The sequence below is a fragment of the Massilia sp. ST3 genome (genome assembly GCF_018119405.1).
Lineage (GTDB): Bacteria > Pseudomonadota > Gammaproteobacteria > Burkholderiales > Burkholderiaceae_D > Telluria.
This window is the reverse complement of sequence record NZ_JAGPWC010000002.1, coordinates 26,242-42,340: the sequence shown is the minus strand read 5'-3', so window position 1 is coordinate 42,340 and position 16,099 is coordinate 26,242. Positions and strand designations below refer to the sequence as shown.

Below are 16,099 nucleotides of genomic sequence, written 5' to 3'. Positions count from 1 at the left end.
GTGACGATATTCAAGACGATCAGCCTCGGCCTGCAGGGCGGAGGCACCTATGGCGCCTTTGGCTGGGGCGTCCTCGACCGGCTGCTGCGCGAGGAATGGCTGGACATCGACGCCATTAGCGGCACCAGTGCCGGCGCCATCAACGCGGTGGTGCTGGCGGACGGTTATGCGCATGGCGGCGGACGCGAAGGCGCGCGCCGCGCCCTCGACCGCTTCTGGCGCACTCTTGGCCAGACCGCCATGCTCAGCCCCCTGCAGCGCACGCCGCTCGACCACCTGGCGGGCGGCTTCACGATGGAACATTCGCCCGCCTACCAGATGCTGGAAATGGCGGGCGCCCTGGCCGGGCCGGTGCTGGAGATCCCGGTGACGCTCAACCCCTTGCGCAATTTTCTGCAAGCGATGGTGAACTTCAGCCGGGTGCGCGAGTGCGAAGAGCTGGACCTGTTCATCATGGCCACCAACGTGCGCACCGGCACCGGGCGTATCTTCGAGCGGCGCGAACTGGACGTGCAGAAGCTGCTGGCATCGGCTTGCCTGCCCACCGTGTTCGCAGCGGTCGAAGTGGAGGGCGAAACCTACTGGGACGGCAGCTATGTGGCGAACCCGCCCCTGGCGCCCCTGGTCGGGCGGGGCGGGGCGCGCGACCTGGTAGTCGTGCAGAACAACCCGATCGCGCGCGAGAACCTGCCGCGCAGCATGGCCGACATCAGCAACCGTGCCAACGAGATCGCCTTCAACATCAGCTTCGTGCGCGAGATCAGCGCGCTGCAGCACCTGCACGGCGTGCCGGGCGAAATACGCGGCGCGGGCGCGGCCACCGATCCGGTGCGCCTGCACCTCATCACCGGCAATGACCGGCTTGCCGAATACAAGATCTCGGCCAAGTTCAACGCGGAGCCGGGTTTCCTGCGGCTGCTGCACGACCTGGGCGTGGCGACGGCCGACACCTGGCTGCGCGAACATGCCGGGCACCTGGGCGTGCGTTCGACCCTCGATCCGGCGACGGTCTATTTTGCCGACCGGCGCGGCGGGTCAAGCAGCGTGGCTTAGACCGGGGTCGACTTCCAGGTCTTCTTCGGTCCCAGCGCCTTGGCGGCGAACAGCGCGCTGGCCAGGCCCACCACCATGGCGGCGGTGCTGCCCGAGAAGCCGACGATGTGTTCCTTGGCCAGCTTGCCGGCCTTCGGACCCACCAGCTGCATGCGGCGGCTGGTCATGCGCGCTCCCATTTCCGACAGCGCCTGGCGGCCGAAGATGGCCTCGGCCTGGGGCAGCAGCTTGGTCTCCTCGTCCGCCACGTGGTGGATCACGTCGCGCATCAGTTCCATGACCAGGTCGTCGTGGCGCGGGTCGGCGCCGCTGGTGCGGCGCAGCTCGGCGATGAGGCGGCGCATCTCGTTGTGCTCCGGCTCGGCCTTGTGGATGAAGGGTTCCTTGGCGTCGCGCGCGCGCATCGCGGGATAGAAGATTTCCTCCTCGAGCGTGGCGTGGATCTCGAGCGCGTCGCAGATGGTGTCGGCCAGGGCCTTCTTGACGGTCGGGCGCTTGTCGCGCGAGTACTGGTGGAAGGTGACCATCGTATGCGAGTGGTCGAAGCGGATCATGTCCGTAATCGTCGGGCTCAACTGTTTAAGAGAAAACATCGTGGTTCTCCTTGTCGGTGGTGGGACCAGCAGTTCGTGCCGGCGGATTCAAGCATCCTCTTCATGCTAGGGTGTTTCTCATGCGGGGCGCGCACGATTACCCTGCGCCCAGCATGGGAATTTCCGCTGGTAAGGTATTGAACGATCCATCCGGAAAAACTCTTAACCCGGCATAACAGCTTGTCACATAAGTCCTACAACAGGACAAGCGCGTCCCTGATGACTCACCGGTATCGGCCCTGCCAACATGGAGCCCTTCGGTTGCCGATCCCGGCGGCAGCCCCGGACTGGCTGCGCGCGCAGGACGCGCGGTGGCCGGAGTTACCCATCTTCGGAGGAAAACGCTCATGTTTGCACACAACAAACGCTTGCAATACACGGTCCGCGTCAGCGAGCCGAATCCCGCATTGGCCAACCTGATGCTGGAACAGTTCGGCGGACCCCAGGGCGAGCTGGCCGCCGCGATGCGCTACTTCACCCAGGCGGTATCGGAAGACGACCCAGGCCGCAAGGACATGCTGATGGACATCGCGACCGAGGAGCTCAGCCACCTCGAGGTCATCGGCCACATCGTCGCCATGCTGAACAAGGGGAGCAAGGGCCGCCTGGCCGAGGCTGTCGACAGTGAAGCCGAGATGTACAAGGCCATCACTGGACCGGGCAACGACAGCCACATCACCCAGGTGCTGTACGGCGGCGGTACCCCGCTGGTGAACTCGGCCGGCGTTCCCTGGACCGCAGCCTATATCGATTCGATCACCGAGCCGACCGCCGATCTGCGCTCCAACATCGCGGCCGAGGCGCGCGCCAAGATCGTCTACGAGCGGCTGATCGCGCTGACCGACGATCCGGGCGTGAAGGAAGCGCTGGGCTTCCTGATGACGCGCGAGGTCGCGCACCAGAAGTCCTTCGAGAAAGCCCTGTACGCCATCGAGCCGAACTTCCCACCGGGAAAAATGGCGGCCGATCCGCGCTTCGCGAGCGTGTACTACAACATGTCGCAGGGCCCGGGCGAGATGCGCGGCCCCTGGAACCAGGGCGCCGACTGGGACTTCGTCAGCGACCGCGAAAAGCAGATGGCGGTGGACGGCGGTTCGGGCGAAGCCGAGGTGGCGCTGCCGGCCGGCGACATCGACGTGCTCAAGCAGATGGCCATGCGTACCCAGTCGAACCCTGCGTCCTCGCCACGCACCGGAGCGGAACTTGGCATGAGCATGCAATCGGCCGCTGGTGGTACGATGGGTGGATCGTCGGGCAACGCCATGGGCGAAGCCAACGTCGCCAGCAAGGGCGGCAAGCTGGACGACACCGGCCTGGGTAATCCCATGGGCAGCAAGAAGTCGCTGAAGAAGTAAGACGCAGTAAGCCAAGCCCCCCGCGGCCAGGCTGCGCGGGGTGCTGAACAGGACATTGCATGAATTTTCGAACCGAGAAAGCAGACGGGACACGGGCCTTGCCACGCTGGCTCACCTTGAGGCGTCTGGTCGGATTCACGATCTGCGCCATCGGCGCGCTCGTGCTGCTGGGCAGCCTGGTCGAGCAGATCATGAACGCCAACCCCAAGATGCATGCCGCTTTGCTGGGCGGCGGCACGGCGGCCGCGGCGACCGCGCTTGGGACCCTTCCGGTGTTGATGGCGCAGAATTTCTCCAAGCGAAGCTACGACTGCTTCCTCGGTTTCGGCGCGGGCGTCATGCTCGGCGCCACCGCGTTCTCCCTCGTGATCCCGGCCCTGGCCGCGGCCAGGGCGGCGGGGGCGGGCAGCTGGGAAGCGAGCCTGATGGCCGGCGCCGGGATCATGGCCGGCGCCGGCGGGATCATGCTGCTGGGACGCGCGGTGCAGCCCGAGGGCATCCTGGGGAGCGACATCGACGGCACCTCGCTGCGCCGCGCGTGGCTTTTCATCTGGGCCGTGGCCCTGCACAACTTGCCGGAAGGCCTGGCGATCGGCGTGGCCTACGCGGGGATCGACATCGAAAAAGCCAATTCCCTCACCACCGGCATCTCGATCCAGGACGTGCCGGAAGGACTGGTGGTGGCGCTGGCCCTGCGCACGGTCGGCTACGGGCGCCTGCTGTCGGTGGGCGGGGGCGTGGTCTCTGGCCTGATCGAACCGGTCGCGGCCGCCTTCGGCGTGGCCCTGATCGGCATCTCGGCCGGCCTCCTGCCCTTCGCCCTGGCGGCGGCCGGCGGTGCGATGCTGCTGGTGATCGTGCACGACGTGATTCCCGAATCCCATCGTGGCGGCAATGCGACCGCCGCCAGCATCGCCCTGGTCGGCGGCTTCATCCTGATGATGGTGCTCGACACGGCGCTGTCCTGAATTCGTTCGCTCGGCAAGAAGAATCGCGAAAATCCACTTGACTTTGAAATATGATGGTCGTAATATGAGGCTCATCATATTTCGAGGTGCAGCATGGCCGCTTCTTCCAAACGCGAACAGACCCACGAACGCATCGTCGATGCCGCCGCGCGCGCCTTGCGCCGCCAGGGCTTCGCCGGCGTCGGCGTGGCCGATGTCATGAAGCAGGCCGGCCTGACCCACGGCGGCTTCTATGCGCACTTCGCATCGCGCGACGCACTGCTGCTGGAAGCGGTGGAGCGCGCCGCGGCCCAGAGCGCGGCGGCAACGGCCGAGCGCATCGCCGCGCGCACCGCGCAGGGCATGAGCCCCATGCAGGCGGTGATCGACTCCTACCTGTCGGACGAGCACCTCATGGCGACCGAAGAGGGCTGCATCGTGGGCGCGCTCGGCTCCGAGATGGCGCGCCAGGAAGAGATACTGTTGCAGGCGTCGCGCGCCAAGGTCCAGCGCCTGATCGAGCATGTCGCGAAAGCGCTGCCCGAGGGCGCGCCGGCGGGGCAGGCGGTCGCCCTGGCCGGGGCGCTGGTGGGCACGCTGCAGGTGGCGCGCACGATGGGACGCGACGACAAGGGCCGCGAACTGCTCAGGCAGGCGCGGGAAAGCCTGATCGCGCAGTACGCCGCAGCTTGAATCGATTTGGGGGCCGTCCACGGACGGCTGTCTTTTGACTGAATATATGATGTTGATCATATTCACGCGCCGGCGGAGCATTGGGCTTACCGGGCGCGACACATACGAAAGGGAATGCCATGAAACTCGCCAATGCCACCGTCCTCGTCACCGGCGCCAACCGCGGTCTCGGCCAGGAATTCGCCCGCCAGGCGCTGCTCCACGGCGCGCGCAAGGTCTATGCCGCGGCGCGTAACCCGGCCTCGGTCACCCTGGAGGGCGTGGTGCCGGTCGCGCTCGACGTGACCGACGCCGCCCAGGCCGCCGCCCTGGCGCGCGAGCTGGCCGACGTCGACCTGGTCATCAACAACGCGGGCATCGCCGACCTCACCGGCGTGCTCGGCCCGGCCGGCTCGGAGGCAATGCGCCGCATGCTGGAAACCAATGTCTTCGGCATCTTGAACGTCAGCCAGGCCTTCGCGCCGGTGCTGGGCAAGAACGGCGGCGGGGCCTTCCTGAACGTGCTGTCGGTGGCCAGCTGGATCAGCAGCCCGATGCTGGCGGCCTATGGCGTGTCCAAGGCGGCGGCATGGAGCCTGACGAACGCCGTGCGCAACGAACTGGCCGGGCAGGGCACCCAGGTGCTGGGCCTAATTGTCGGCTTCATCGATACCGACATGACTCATGGCATCGACGCGCCCAAGCTGACGGCCGATGTGGTCGTCGAGCGCGCCTTCGCGGCGCTGGAGGCGGGGGCGCCGGAAGTCGCGATCGACGAGTTGACCCAGGCGGTCAAGCGCGGGCTGTCGGCCGAGCCCGGCATCTATACCGTGCCGCGCTGAGCCGCGTAGCCGCGCGTTGACGCGGCTATCCCGGCGCCACGATCCGGACTTGTAGCGGGGACGTTTCAACAACTGGCTTCCTCTCACCTTGTTTAACTGATAAATTGGAATGCAACCCCGGCGCGCGTATCGATGTGGAGCCGGAATTCCCGCTACATCGCCCCCCAGAACCGTGGCGGCGCTCTTCTCGGGCCGTACTCTTGTATCGACGACTGGGGCCAATCGACGCAGAGGTGTGTATGGACGGCTGGCAAAAGCTCGAAATCGGCAGCAAGGTCGTAGCGGCGATCTTCATTCCCCTGGCCGTTGCTTACCTGGCGAACGAAGTTGCGTCGACGAACAAGCAGCGGGACAGCGAGACCAAGTTCGTCGAGCTCGCGACGGCGATTCTCAGCAAGGAGCCGCAGGCAGGCGCCGGCAACCGGGATGCGGACAACAAGAACTTGAGAAAGTGGGCCGTCGACGTCATCAATCGCTTCTCCGGGGTGCCGATGTCGGAGGAGACGGCGGCCGCGTTAATCCAGAACACCGCATCCTTTCCGCAGGTTGTCGCGCCGGGGAATACGGAGCAGGACCCGGGCGGCACCTGGGGCCTGGTGTTCGGCGGCGACACGACGCTCGACGCCGCCACGCATGAGGTCACCAAGACCGCGGCGCAGATGGGGATCGGCCAAGGCGAGGTGTTCCGGCGAGCAGGTTCCTACCGTAGCGTCCGTGTTTTCGTATCCCGTTCGGAAGCGGAAGACGCGCTCTGGAAGGCGCGCTCGGTCCGGCCGAGCTCCTATGTGGTGAACATGTCCAAATGGTGTCCCACTAGCGAGCAGATGAAGGGATATTTCGAGTGCGGCGGGACATGAGGGCGGCGACGTTGGTCGGCGCCACGCCTGAATGACAACGGCCCCGCAGGGCCGTTGTTTTTTGTGCACGATTCAACGGCGACTCAGTCGCGAATCTCCAGCGCCCGGTTCAAACTCAGCGCCGCCAGCGAGCCGACCGCGCCCGACAGCAGATACAGGCTGACATAGCCCAGGCCGAAGTGCGCCGACAGGCCGAGGGCGACCAGCGGGGCGAAGGCCGCGCCGACCAGCCAGGCCAGGTCCGAGGTCAGGGCCGCGCCGGTGTAGCGGTACTGCTGCTTGAAGTTGGCCGTCACCGCGCCCGCCGCCTGGCCATAGGACAGGCCGAGCAGGGTGAAGCCCACCAGGATGAAGGTGTTCTGGCCGGCCACGCCGCCGTCCATCAGGGTCGGCACGAAGGCCGAGAAGATGGCGATCAGCGCCGCCAGGGTGCCCAGCGTGGTGCGGCGGCCGACGCGGTCGGCGATGTAGCCGGAGGCCAGGATCGCCAGCGCCGCCAGGCCCGCGCCCCACATCTGGATTTGCAGGAACTCGTCCATCGGACGGGTATCGTAGAGCTGGATCCAGGACAGCGGGAACACGGTCACCAGGTGGAACAGCGCGTAGCTGGCCAGGGCGGCGAGGGCGCCGATGGCGATGTTGCTGCCCTGGCTCTTGACCAGTTCGCCGACCGGGGCCGGGTCGAGCTCGTGGGCGTCCAGCAGGCGCGAATACTCGCTGGTCGACACCAGGCGCAACCTGGCGAACAGGGCCACGACGTTGATGGTGAAGGCGCAGAAGAACGGGTAGCGCCAGCCCCAGACCAGGAAGTCGTCCGAGGACAGGTTGGTCAGCAGGAAGGCGAACAGGCCGGCGGCGATCAGGAAGCCCAGCGGGGCCGCGAGCTGGCCCAGCATGGCGTACCAGCCGCGCTTGTTCTCCGGCGCGCTCAGCGCCAGCAGCGAGGGCAGGCCGTCCCAGGATCCGCCCTGGGCCACGCCCTGGCCGATCCGCATCAGCGACAGGATCACGATCGAGGTCATGCCGATCTGCCCATAGGTCGGCAGGAAGGAAATCACGACCGTGCAGGTACCCATCAGGAACAGCGCGATGGTGAGCTTGACTTCGCGGCTGAACCGCTTCTGGATCTCCATGAAGACCACCGTCCCGAGGGGGCGCGCCAGGAATGCGAACGCAAAAACGGTAAAGGAGTAGAGTGTCGCCTCAAGCCGGTCGGCCCACGGGAAAAATACCGCGGGGAAAACCAGGACAGAGGCGATCGCGTAGACGAAGAAATCGAAATATTCCGAAGCGCGGCCGATGACCACGCCGACGGCTATTTCTCCCGGGTGGATTTCGCCGTCCCGGGCGTTGATGTTACGGGCCCCACTGTGCGGGTGGGTGATCGGAGCGGCACCTGCGCCGCCGTACGTCGTCGTGCTCTGCATGTTCTTCGTCTCCTTAAGTACCCGGTCGCCGGAATGTAGTCTTCCTTGTCAAAAATGCATTTCCGGACAAGGGTGGGACAAAACGTCCAATGTTCGCCGGCGGCCGTTGGCATTACAGTAGCATGTTCTTATTCCCATGTAACGTTAGATACCTAGCATGATTCCTAAAATTGTCCGCCGCGGACTGCCATTGCTCCTGTTAGCCGCCCTCGCGGGCTGCAACACGGTGGTGATGAACCCCACCGGCGATATTGCAAAACAGCAGGCCGACCTGATCACCATCTCGGTCCTGCTGATGTTGATCATCATCGTGCCGGTGATGATCCTGACGGTCCTGTTCGCGTGGCGCTACCGCAAGGGCGCCGACGCCAAGTACGAACCCGACTGGGACCACTCGACCAAGCTCGAGCTCGTGATCTGGGGCGCGCCGCTCCTGATCATCATCGTCCTCGGCCTGATCACCTGGGTCTCGACCCACAAGCTGGATCCCTACCGTCCGCTCGAACGCCTGGACCAGCACCGCCCGATCCCGGCGTCGACCAAGCCGCTCGAGGTCCAGGTCGTGGCGCTCGACTGGAAATGGCTGTTCATCTATCCGGAGCAGGGCATCGCCTCGGTCAATGAGCTGGTGACCCCGGTCGACGTGCCGGTGCGCTTCAAGATCACCTCGTCGACCGTGATGAACACCTTCTACATCCCGACCCTGGCCGGCATGATCTACGCGATGCCGGGCATGGAGACGACCCTGAACGCGGTCCTGAACAAGGCCGGCGACTACCAGGGCCTGTCGGCCAACTTCAGCGGCGAAGGCTTCTCGCACATGAAATTCGCCTACAAGGGCGTGAGTGCGGGCGAATTCGACGCCTGGGTCCAGAAGATGAAGACCAATCCGGGCGTCCTGAACCGCGCCGACTACCTGGTGCTCGAGAAGCCGTCCAGCCGCGAGCCGGTGCGCTACTACGGCCAGGTCGAGCCGGCCCTGTTCAACCGTGTCCTGAACCGCTGCGTGGCCGAAGGCGCCGTCTGCATGAACCAGCAGATGGCCGACGACCACAAGCGCAACCAGGTCGCCGCCGCGATCAAGGCGCTGCCGAAGGCCGCCGCCGCCCAGGTCGCCAACGCGGAAGTGTGCGAAACCCCGGAAGCCCCGGCGCAGAGCACCCCTAACAATCCTGTGAAGAAGTAACCATGCAAGACTCATTCGACTTGACGAAGCTTATCTTCGGTCGGCTCACCTGGGACGCGATTCCCTTCCATGAGCCGATCCTGATCGCTACCTTCGCCGGCGTCATCGTGGGCGGTCTGGCCCTGCTCGGCCTGATCTCCTACTTCCGCCTGTGGGGCACCTTGTGGCGCGACTGGATCACCAGTATCGACCACAAGAAAATCGGCATCATGTACATGATCCTCGGGGTCGTGATGCTGCTGCGCGGCTTTGCCGACGCATTGATGATGCGCGCCCAGCAGGCGTTCGCCTTCGGTTCCAACCACGGCTTCCTGCCGCCGGACCACTACGACCAGATCTTCACCGCCCACGGCGTGATCATGATCTTCTTCGTGGCGATGCCGCTGGTGACGGGCCTGATGAACTACGTGGTGCCGCTGCAGATCGGCGCGCGCGACGTGGCCTTCCCGTTCCTGAACAACTTCTCGTTCTGGATGACCACCATGGGCGCCGTCCTGGTGATGGCCTCGCTGTTCGTGGGCGAGTTCGCGCGTACCGGCTGGCTGGCGTATCCGCCGCTGTCCGGCATCCTCGCGAGCCCTGGCGTGGGCGTCGACTACTACATCTGGTCGCTGCAGATCGCCGGCGTCGGCACCTTGCTGTCCGGCGTCAACCTGATCGTCACCATCGTCAAGATGCGCGCACCGGGCATGGGCCTGATGAAGATGCCTGTCTTCGTCTGGACCTCGCTGTGCACCAACATCCTGATCGTGATCACCTTCCCGATCCTGACCGCCGTGCTGGCCATGCTGGGCATGGACCGCCTGTTCGACACCGCCTTCTTCACCAATGATCGCGGCGGCAACGCCATGATGTACGTGAACCTGATCTGGATCTGGGGCCACCCCGAGGTCTACATCCTGATCCTGCCGGCCTTCGGCATCTTCTCGGAAGTCGTCTCGACCTTCTGCGGCAAGCGCCTGTTCGGCTACACCTCGATGGTGTACGCGACCTGCGTCATCATGGTGCTGTCCTACCTGGTCTGGCTGCACCACTTCTTCACCATGGGCAGCGGCGCGAGCGTCAACTCGTTCTTCGGCATCACGACGATGATCATCTCGATCCCGACGGGCGCGAAGATCTTCAACTGGCTGTTCACGATGTACCGCGGCCGTATCCGCTTCGAACTGCCGATGATGTGGACCGTGTCCTTCATGCTGACCTTCGTCATCGGCGGCATGACCGGCGTGATGCTGGCGATCCCGGCGGCCGACTTCGTGCTGCACAACTCGCTGTTCCTGATCGCCCACTTCCACAACGTGATCATCGGCGGCGTCGTGTTCGGCCTGTTCGCCGGCTTCAACTACTGGGCGCCGAAGATGTTCGGCGTCAAGCTGAACCAGTTCTGGGGCAAGGTCTCGTTCTGGCTGTGGTCGATCGGCTTCTGGGTCGCCTTCACCCCGCCGTACATCCTGGGCTTCATGGGCTACACCCGCCGCGTGAGCCACTTCGAGGACACCTCGGTGCAGTGGCTGTTCCAGGTCTCGCTGTTCGGCACCCTGATGATCGCCGGCGGTATCGGCGCGCTGCTGCTGCAGATCTTCTTCACCTGGAAAGACCGCAAGTCGCTGCGCGACGTGACGGGCGACCCGTGGGATGGCCGTACCCTGGAGTGGGCGACCTCGTCGCCGCCGCCGGACTACAACTTCGCCTTCACCCCGGTGGTGCACGACAACGACACCTTCGCCGACATGAAGAAGAATGGCTACCAGCGTCCGCTGAAGGACTTCGTCGCGATCCACATGCCCAAGAACACCTGGGCCGGCTTCGGCATCTCGGCGCTGTCGTGCGTGGTCGGCTTCGCGATCATCTGGCACATGTGGCTGCTGACCGCCGTGTCCTTCGCCGTCCTGCTGGCCGCGATCATCATCCACACCTTCAACTACAAGCGCGATTTCTACATCCCGGCGGAAGAAGTGACCCGTACCGAGGAAGCGCATACCCGTTTGCTGGAAAGCCATGTCTGAAACTAAAACCATGACCGGCGGCCTGACCGCCGACCAGGTGACCGCGCGCTACATGGTGCGCGAGCACCATCCGGAGCAGGGCACCTTGCTCGGCTTCTGGATTTACCTGATGAGCGACTGCCTCATCTTCGCGTCCCTGTTCGCCACCTATGCGGTGCTGGGCCGTAACTACGCCGGCGGTCCGACCGGCGCCGAGCTGTTCGACCTGTCGCTGATCGCCATTAACACCGGCTTCCTGCTGCTGTCGTCGATCACCTTCGGCTTCGCGATGATCGCGGCGCAGGCCAAGAAGGCCGGCGCGACCATCGGCTGGATGGCCGTCACCGGCCTGCTGGGCCTGGCCTTCCTGTCGCTGGAGCTGTACGAGTTCTACCACCTGATCCATGAAGGCGCGGGTCCGCAGCGCAGCGGCTTCCTGACCGCGTTCTTCTCGCTGGTCGGCACCCACGGCCTGCACGTGCTGTTCGGCACCGTGTGGCTGGTGACCCTGATCATCCAGATCAGCAAGCACGGCCTGGGCGCGGAGAACTTCCGCCGCCTGCAGTGCCTGTCGCTGTTCTGGCACTTCCTGGACGTGGTCTGGATCTTCGTGTTTACCTTTGTCTACCTGATGGGAGTGCTGCCATGAGCGACCACCACCACGACCACGGCCATGGCGCTCATGGTCACGACCACGGTCACCATGACGTCTACGTGACGCACTACAGCGCCAAGGACTACGCGATCGGCTTCGTGCTGTCGCTGATCCTGACCGCGATCCCGTTCTGGCTGGTGATGGGCAACGTCCTGCCGCCCGACACCACGAAGTACGTGATCCTCGGCTTCGCCGCGGTGCAGCTCGTCGTGCAGATGATCTACTTCCTGCACATGAACGCCAAGTCGGAAGGCGGCTGGAACCTGATGGCGCTGATCCTGACCGTCGTCCTGCTGGTCATCGTGCTGGCCGGTTCGATCTGGGTCATGCACCACATGAACGCCAACATGATGCCGGCGATGGGTGGCGCGAGCGACACCCTGCACGGCACCCACGACATGCCCTAATGCAGGCCGGGCACGATCAGGCAGCACCGGCCGCTCCCCAGACCCGCTCCGCGCTCGCGCGGCGGCTTCTGGCGGTGCTGGCCCTGCTCCTGGTCGTGCTGTTCGCAGGACTGGGGACCTGGCAGGTGATCCGCCTGCAATGGAAACTGGACCTGATCGCACGCGTCGACGCACGCGTGCATGCCGCTCCCGTTGCGGCGCCCCCGGCGGCGCAATGGGCGGCGGTCTCCAAAGACACCCACGAATACCGGCGCGTCCAGCTGTCCGGGCACTACCTCTACGCATACACCACCCCCGTCCAGGCGCTCTCCGAGCTCGGTGCGGGTTTCTGGCTGCTCACGCCGTTCTGCACGGCCGAGGGCCACATCGTCTTCATCAACCGCGGCTTCATTCCCGCCGCCGGGAACCGGGCAGGGCGCTATCCTGCGCAGCGCGCAGCGGCCGATCCCTGCGCGGCGCCGGGCGAGACCGTGACGGTCACCGGCCTGCTGCGCATCAATGAGCCCGGCGGCGGCTTCCTGCGCGAGAACGACCCGGCGGGCAACCGCTGGTACTCGCGCGATGTCGCGGCCATCGGCGCCGCGCGCGGACTCGCCCGGGTCGCCCCGTTCTTTGTCGATGCCGCCAGGGACCAGGACCCGAAAGGCGCGCCGGAACGCGCCGTCGGCGGCCTCACCGTGATTTCCTTCCAAAATAACCACCTCGTTTACGCGCTCACTTGGTATGCTCTCGCCCTGATGGTGCTTGGCGCCTGGTGGTGGGTCGGCCGCCACGGCGCGCGGCACACCGACGACTGAACGGGACACTGGCTTGATACAATCACCGCTGGACTTCTTCGCCAAGGCGGGCAGGAGCTCGCCCTCGGCGGCCGCCGCGAACGTGGAGTTCGCCGCCGGCCACAAGAACATGCTGCAGCTGATCGAGCTGCGCTGGATCGCCGTGATCGGCCAGATCACCACCATCGCATCGGCCATCCTGATCTTCCGGATCGAGCTGCCGCTGGTGCACATGCTGCAGGTGCTGGCCTGCCTGATCGCCTTCAACATCGCCAGCCACCTGCGCTGGCACGAACACCGTCCGGTGTCGAACGGCGAGATGTTCATGGCCCTGCTGGTCGACGTCGCCAGCCTCACCGTGCTGCTCTACCTGTCGGGCGGCACCACCAACCCCTTCGCCTTCCTCTACCTGCTGCAGGTGATCATCTCGGCGGTGCTGCTCGAAGTGGCCTGGACCTGGACCATCGTCGCCATCACCATCCTGTGCATGGCCGGCCTGGCGATGTACGCCGAGCCGCTCGCGCTGCCCTTCGACCACGCGCGCGGTATCGGCAGCATCTATGTGCAGGGCCTGCTGGTCTGCTTCGCCCTGAATGCGGCGTTGCTGGTGATGTTCATCTCGCGCATCTCGGACAACCTGCGCGAAAAGGCGGCCCAGCTGGCCGGGCTGCGCCAGCGCGCCGCGGAAGAGGAGCACATCGTGCGCATGGGCCTGCTGGCCTCGGGGGCGGCCCACGAACTGGGCACCCCGCTGGCCACCGTCTCGGTCATTCTCGGCGACTGGAAGCGCATGCCGGAGTTCAAGAAGAACCCCGAACTGCTGGAAGAGATCGCCGAGATGCAGACCCAGCTCAAGCGCTGCAAATCCATCGTCAGCGGCATCCTGCTGTCGGCCGGCGAGGCGCGCGGCGAGTCGGCGGTGCGCACCACGATCCGGGCCTTCCTCGACGGGCTGGTGGACAAATGGCGGCAAAGCCGTCCGGTGCGCGGCTTCACTTACAATAACCGCATCGGCGACGACCTGCCGGTGGCATCGGATTCAGCGCTCAAGCAGACCATCGACAACCTGCTCGACAACGCATTGGAGGCCTCGCCCGACTGGGTCGGCGTCGACGCCCAGATCGAGGACGGCGTGCTGCGCCTGGCGGTGCTCGACCGCGGCCCCGGTTTTGCACCCGGCATGCTGGACCAGCTGGGCAAGCCCTACCAGTCGACCAAGGGCAAGCCCGGCGGCGGGCTGGGTCTGTTCCTGGCGGTAAACGTGGTGCGCAAGCTCGGCGGCACGGTCAGTGCGCGCAACCGCGACGAAGGCGGGGCCGAGGTGGTCCTGAGCCTGCCCCTGTCCGCGATCGAACTCGAAGAGGAAAACCGCGATGTCCCATCCTGAGCCCCTGCTGCTCATCATCGAAGACGACGAAGCCTTCGCGCGCACCCTGAGCCGTTCCTTCGAGCGCCGTGGCTACCGGGTGCTGGTGGCGCACGGCTACGAGGAGGCGGCGGCCGTGCTGCAGGAGCATACGCCCGGCTATGCCGTGGTCGACCTCAAGCTGAAGGGCAATACCTCCGGCCTGTCCTGCGTCCAGCTGCTGCACGAGCACGAGCCCGACATGCTGATCGTGGTGCTCACCGGTTTCGCCAGCATCGCCACCGCCGTGGAGGCGATCAAGCTGGGGGCGGTCCAGTACCTGGCCAAGCCCTCGGACGCCGACGATATCGAGGCCGCCTTCGGCCACGTGGCGGGCAGCACCGACATCGAGGTCACCAACCGCTCGACCTCGATCAAGACCCTGGAATGGGAAAAGATCCATGCCGTGCTGGCGGAGACCGATTTCAACATCTCGGAAGCGGCGCGCCGCCTGGGCATGCACCGGCGCACGCTGGCGCGCAAGCTCGAGAAGCAGCGGGTCAAGTGATGCGCCTCGCCCGCCCGGCTGTATCACTGCTGGCGGCGCTGCTGGCTGGCTGCGCGGACGAACGGGCGCCGGCCGACCCCGAAGCCGGGCGCAAGGTGTTCGCGCGCTGCGCCAACTGCCACCAGGTGGGACCGGGCGCGCGCAATGTGTTCGGCCCCGAGCTGAATGGCATCGTCGGCCGCCGCGCCGGCAGCCTTCCCGATTACCAGTATTCGCCTGCGCTGCGGCGCGCGGGTTTCGCCTGGGACGAGGCCAGGCTTGCCGCCTTCCTGCGCGACCCCGACGCCGTCGTGCCGGGCAATGCGATGCGCTTCTGGGGCCTGTCCAGCGAACGGCAGCTTGCCGACCTGCTGGCCTATCTGCGCACCCAGCCGGCGCGCTAGGTTCTGCCTGCCCAAACTCAACACATCTACAACATAAGTGATGTGGTAACCGGTAGGGTGGACGGGTTCTCCGTCCACGCGCTGATAGTTTGCGCAGAGATCAGCCCGCACGAAAGCGGAGCCTCTACCTATCATCGGGTGGACGGCAAGGCCGTCCACCCTACACACCGCTCTTGCTGAGGGCGAAGGCGGCCAGGAAACCGAGCACCGTGATCATGCCCGCGAAATCATGGGTCTCCTCGAAGGCTTCCGGGATCATCGTATCGACCACCATGGCCAGCACCGCGCCCGCCGCCACCGCCATGGTGGCCGCCACCACTTCCGGCGGCGAGGCGGCGAAGACGCTGTAGCCGGCCAGCGCCGCGATGCTTGAAGCCAGGGCGATGCCGCCCCAGATGCCGAAGATATAGCGCGGCGAGCGGCCCGCGCGCTTCATGCCGGCCGCGCTGGACAGGCCCTCGGGCACGTTGGACAGGAAGATCGCGCCTACCGCCACCAGGCTCACGCCATTTCCGCCCAGCATGGACAGGCCGATGACGATCGATTCCGGTATCCCGTCGAGCAGGGCGCCGACGGCGATCGCCATGCCGCTGCCGCTGTCCTGGGCCTCGCTCGGCTGGTGGCCGCCGGAGCGCTTTCGATGGCGGGCGCCCTGGCGCGCCAGGAACCAGTTGGCCAGGGTGAATATCGCGGCGCCCGACAGGAAGCCGACCGCGCACGAGGCCAGCCCGTCGGTGGCGTAGGCCTCGTCCATCAGCTCGAAGGACAGGGCGGAAATCAGGACGCCGCTGCCGAAGGCCATGATGGCGGCCGTCAGGCGCTGCGGCACGGCGAAGCGGTAGCCGGCGGCGGCGCCCAGCAGCAGGGCGCCGCCGGCCACCAGTCCCCACCATCCCGCCTCGAGCCAGCCCGGCACGTTCTCCATGGTGTTCTCCGATAGTCCAGCTATCTTAACCATTTCGCGCCAGGCGGCCCGCCGGATTGGGCTTCCTGCATTGAATGCCATTCCCAGCGCGGCCCGGCTCGTGCACAATTGCGGCATTTGCAA

17 protein-coding genes are annotated in these 16,099 nt (G+C 65.8%); 14 read left to right on the top strand and 3 right to left on the bottom strand.

Annotated elements, in window-relative coordinates; translation table 11 throughout:
• Entirely contained in the window at positions 1-1,053 is a 1,053-nt protein-coding gene (locus KBW98_RS01035; RefSeq protein WP_211518228.1) for a patatin-like phospholipase family protein, read from the top strand.
• On the opposite strand, the gene KBW98_RS01030 is transcribed toward KBW98_RS01035, so the two are convergent.
• Positions 1,050-1,646: a hemerythrin domain-containing protein gene (locus tag KBW98_RS01030; RefSeq protein ID WP_211518227.1), complete on the bottom strand. Its 597-nt coding sequence runs from the start codon at positions 1,644-1,646 to the stop codon at positions 1,050-1,052. The two genes, KBW98_RS01035 and KBW98_RS01030, sit on opposite strands and share 4 nt — an antisense overlap.
• A 347-nt stretch (positions 1,647-1,993) precedes the next feature.
• Here KBW98_RS01030 and KBW98_RS01025 point away from each other — a divergent pair, with 347 nt between their 5' ends.
• The 5 genes from KBW98_RS01025 (at position 1,994) to KBW98_RS01005 (ending at position 6,319) form a co-directional block, all read left to right on the top strand.
• A complete protein-coding gene (locus KBW98_RS01025) occupies positions 1,994-3,001 on the top strand; it encodes a manganese catalase family protein (protein WP_211518226.1) in 1,008 nt (335 codons plus the stop codon).
• A 59-nt stretch (positions 3,002-3,060) separates the two neighbouring features.
• On the top strand, positions 3,061-3,969 hold the full coding sequence (locus tag KBW98_RS01020) for a ZIP family metal transporter (protein WP_211518225.1): 909 nt from the start codon (positions 3,061-3,063) through the stop codon (positions 3,967-3,969).
• A 93-nt stretch (positions 3,970-4,062) separates the two neighbouring features.
• Entirely contained in the window at positions 4,063-4,641 is a 579-nt protein-coding gene (locus KBW98_RS01015; RefSeq protein ID WP_211518224.1) for a TetR/AcrR family transcriptional regulator, read from the top strand.
• Between the two features lie 119 nt (positions 4,642-4,760).
• Positions 4,761-5,462, top strand: a complete 702-nt coding sequence (locus tag KBW98_RS01010) for an SDR family oxidoreductase (RefSeq protein ID WP_211518223.1) — start codon at positions 4,761-4,763, stop codon at positions 5,460-5,462.
• A gap of 239 nt (positions 5,463-5,701) precedes the next feature.
• On the top strand, positions 5,702-6,319 hold the full coding sequence (locus KBW98_RS01005; protein ID WP_211518222.1) for a hypothetical protein: 618 nt from the start codon (positions 5,702-5,704) through the stop codon (positions 6,317-6,319).
• Between the two features lie 83 nt (positions 6,320-6,402).
• Here KBW98_RS01005 and KBW98_RS01000 read toward each other — a convergent pair whose 3' ends face one another.
• Positions 6,403-7,746 carry an MFS transporter gene (locus tag KBW98_RS01000; RefSeq protein WP_211518221.1) on the bottom strand — a complete coding sequence of 448 codons (1,344 nt, stop codon included), beginning with the start codon at positions 7,744-7,746 and terminating at the stop codon, positions 6,403-6,405.
• A 157-nt stretch (positions 7,747-7,903) separates the two neighbouring features.
• Between KBW98_RS01000 and cyoA the strand changes: the two genes are divergently transcribed.
• Genes cyoA through KBW98_RS00960 form a run of 8 tightly spaced genes read left to right on the top strand, consistent with a single transcriptional unit; the run spans position 7,904 to position 15,051 of the window.
• Entirely contained in the window at positions 7,904-8,932 is a 1,029-nt protein-coding gene (gene cyoA, locus KBW98_RS00995) for a ubiquinol oxidase subunit II (RefSeq protein ID WP_211518220.1), read from the top strand.
• A 2-nt stretch (positions 8,933-8,934) separates the two neighbouring features.
• Entirely contained in the window at positions 8,935-10,938 is a 2,004-nt protein-coding gene (gene cyoB / locus KBW98_RS00990; protein ID WP_211518219.1) for a cytochrome o ubiquinol oxidase subunit I, read from the top strand.
• Positions 10,931-11,566 carry a cytochrome o ubiquinol oxidase subunit III gene (cyoC, locus tag KBW98_RS00985; protein ID WP_211518218.1) on the top strand — a complete coding sequence of 212 codons (636 nt, stop codon included), beginning with the start codon at positions 10,931-10,933 and terminating at the stop codon, positions 11,564-11,566. The genes cyoB and cyoC overlap by 8 nt, the downstream gene beginning before the upstream one ends.
• Positions 11,563-11,979 carry a cytochrome o ubiquinol oxidase subunit IV gene (cyoD, locus tag KBW98_RS00980; RefSeq protein ID WP_211518217.1) on the top strand — a complete coding sequence of 139 codons (417 nt, stop codon included), beginning with the start codon at positions 11,563-11,565 and terminating at the stop codon, positions 11,977-11,979. Before cyoC ends, cyoD begins: the two co-directional genes overlap by 4 nt.
• On the top strand, positions 11,979-12,776 hold the full coding sequence (locus tag KBW98_RS00975; RefSeq protein WP_211518216.1) for an SURF1 family protein: 798 nt from the start codon (positions 11,979-11,981) through the stop codon (positions 12,774-12,776). Before cyoD ends, KBW98_RS00975 begins: the two co-directional genes overlap by 1 nt.
• Before the next feature lie 16 nt (positions 12,777-12,792).
• Positions 12,793-14,142, top strand: a complete 1,350-nt coding sequence (locus tag KBW98_RS00970) for an ATP-binding protein (RefSeq protein WP_211518308.1) — start codon at positions 12,793-12,795, stop codon at positions 14,140-14,142.
• On the top strand, positions 14,129-14,668 hold the full coding sequence (locus tag KBW98_RS00965) for a response regulator transcription factor (protein WP_211518215.1): 540 nt from the start codon (positions 14,129-14,131) through the stop codon (positions 14,666-14,668). Before KBW98_RS00970 ends, KBW98_RS00965 begins: the two co-directional genes overlap by 14 nt.
• Positions 14,668-15,051 (top strand): cytochrome c family protein, encoded by a 384-nt coding sequence (locus KBW98_RS00960; RefSeq protein WP_211518214.1) that lies wholly within the window; start codon positions 14,668-14,670, stop codon positions 15,049-15,051. Before KBW98_RS00965 ends, KBW98_RS00960 begins: the two co-directional genes overlap by 1 nt.
• A gap of 160 nt (positions 15,052-15,211) precedes the next feature.
• Here the strand turns inward: KBW98_RS00960 and KBW98_RS00955 are convergent, their stop codons facing one another.
• Positions 15,212-15,976, bottom strand: a complete 765-nt coding sequence (locus KBW98_RS00955) for a ZIP family metal transporter (RefSeq protein WP_211518213.1) — start codon at positions 15,974-15,976, stop codon at positions 15,212-15,214.
• Positions 15,977-16,099 lie beyond the last annotated feature (123 nt).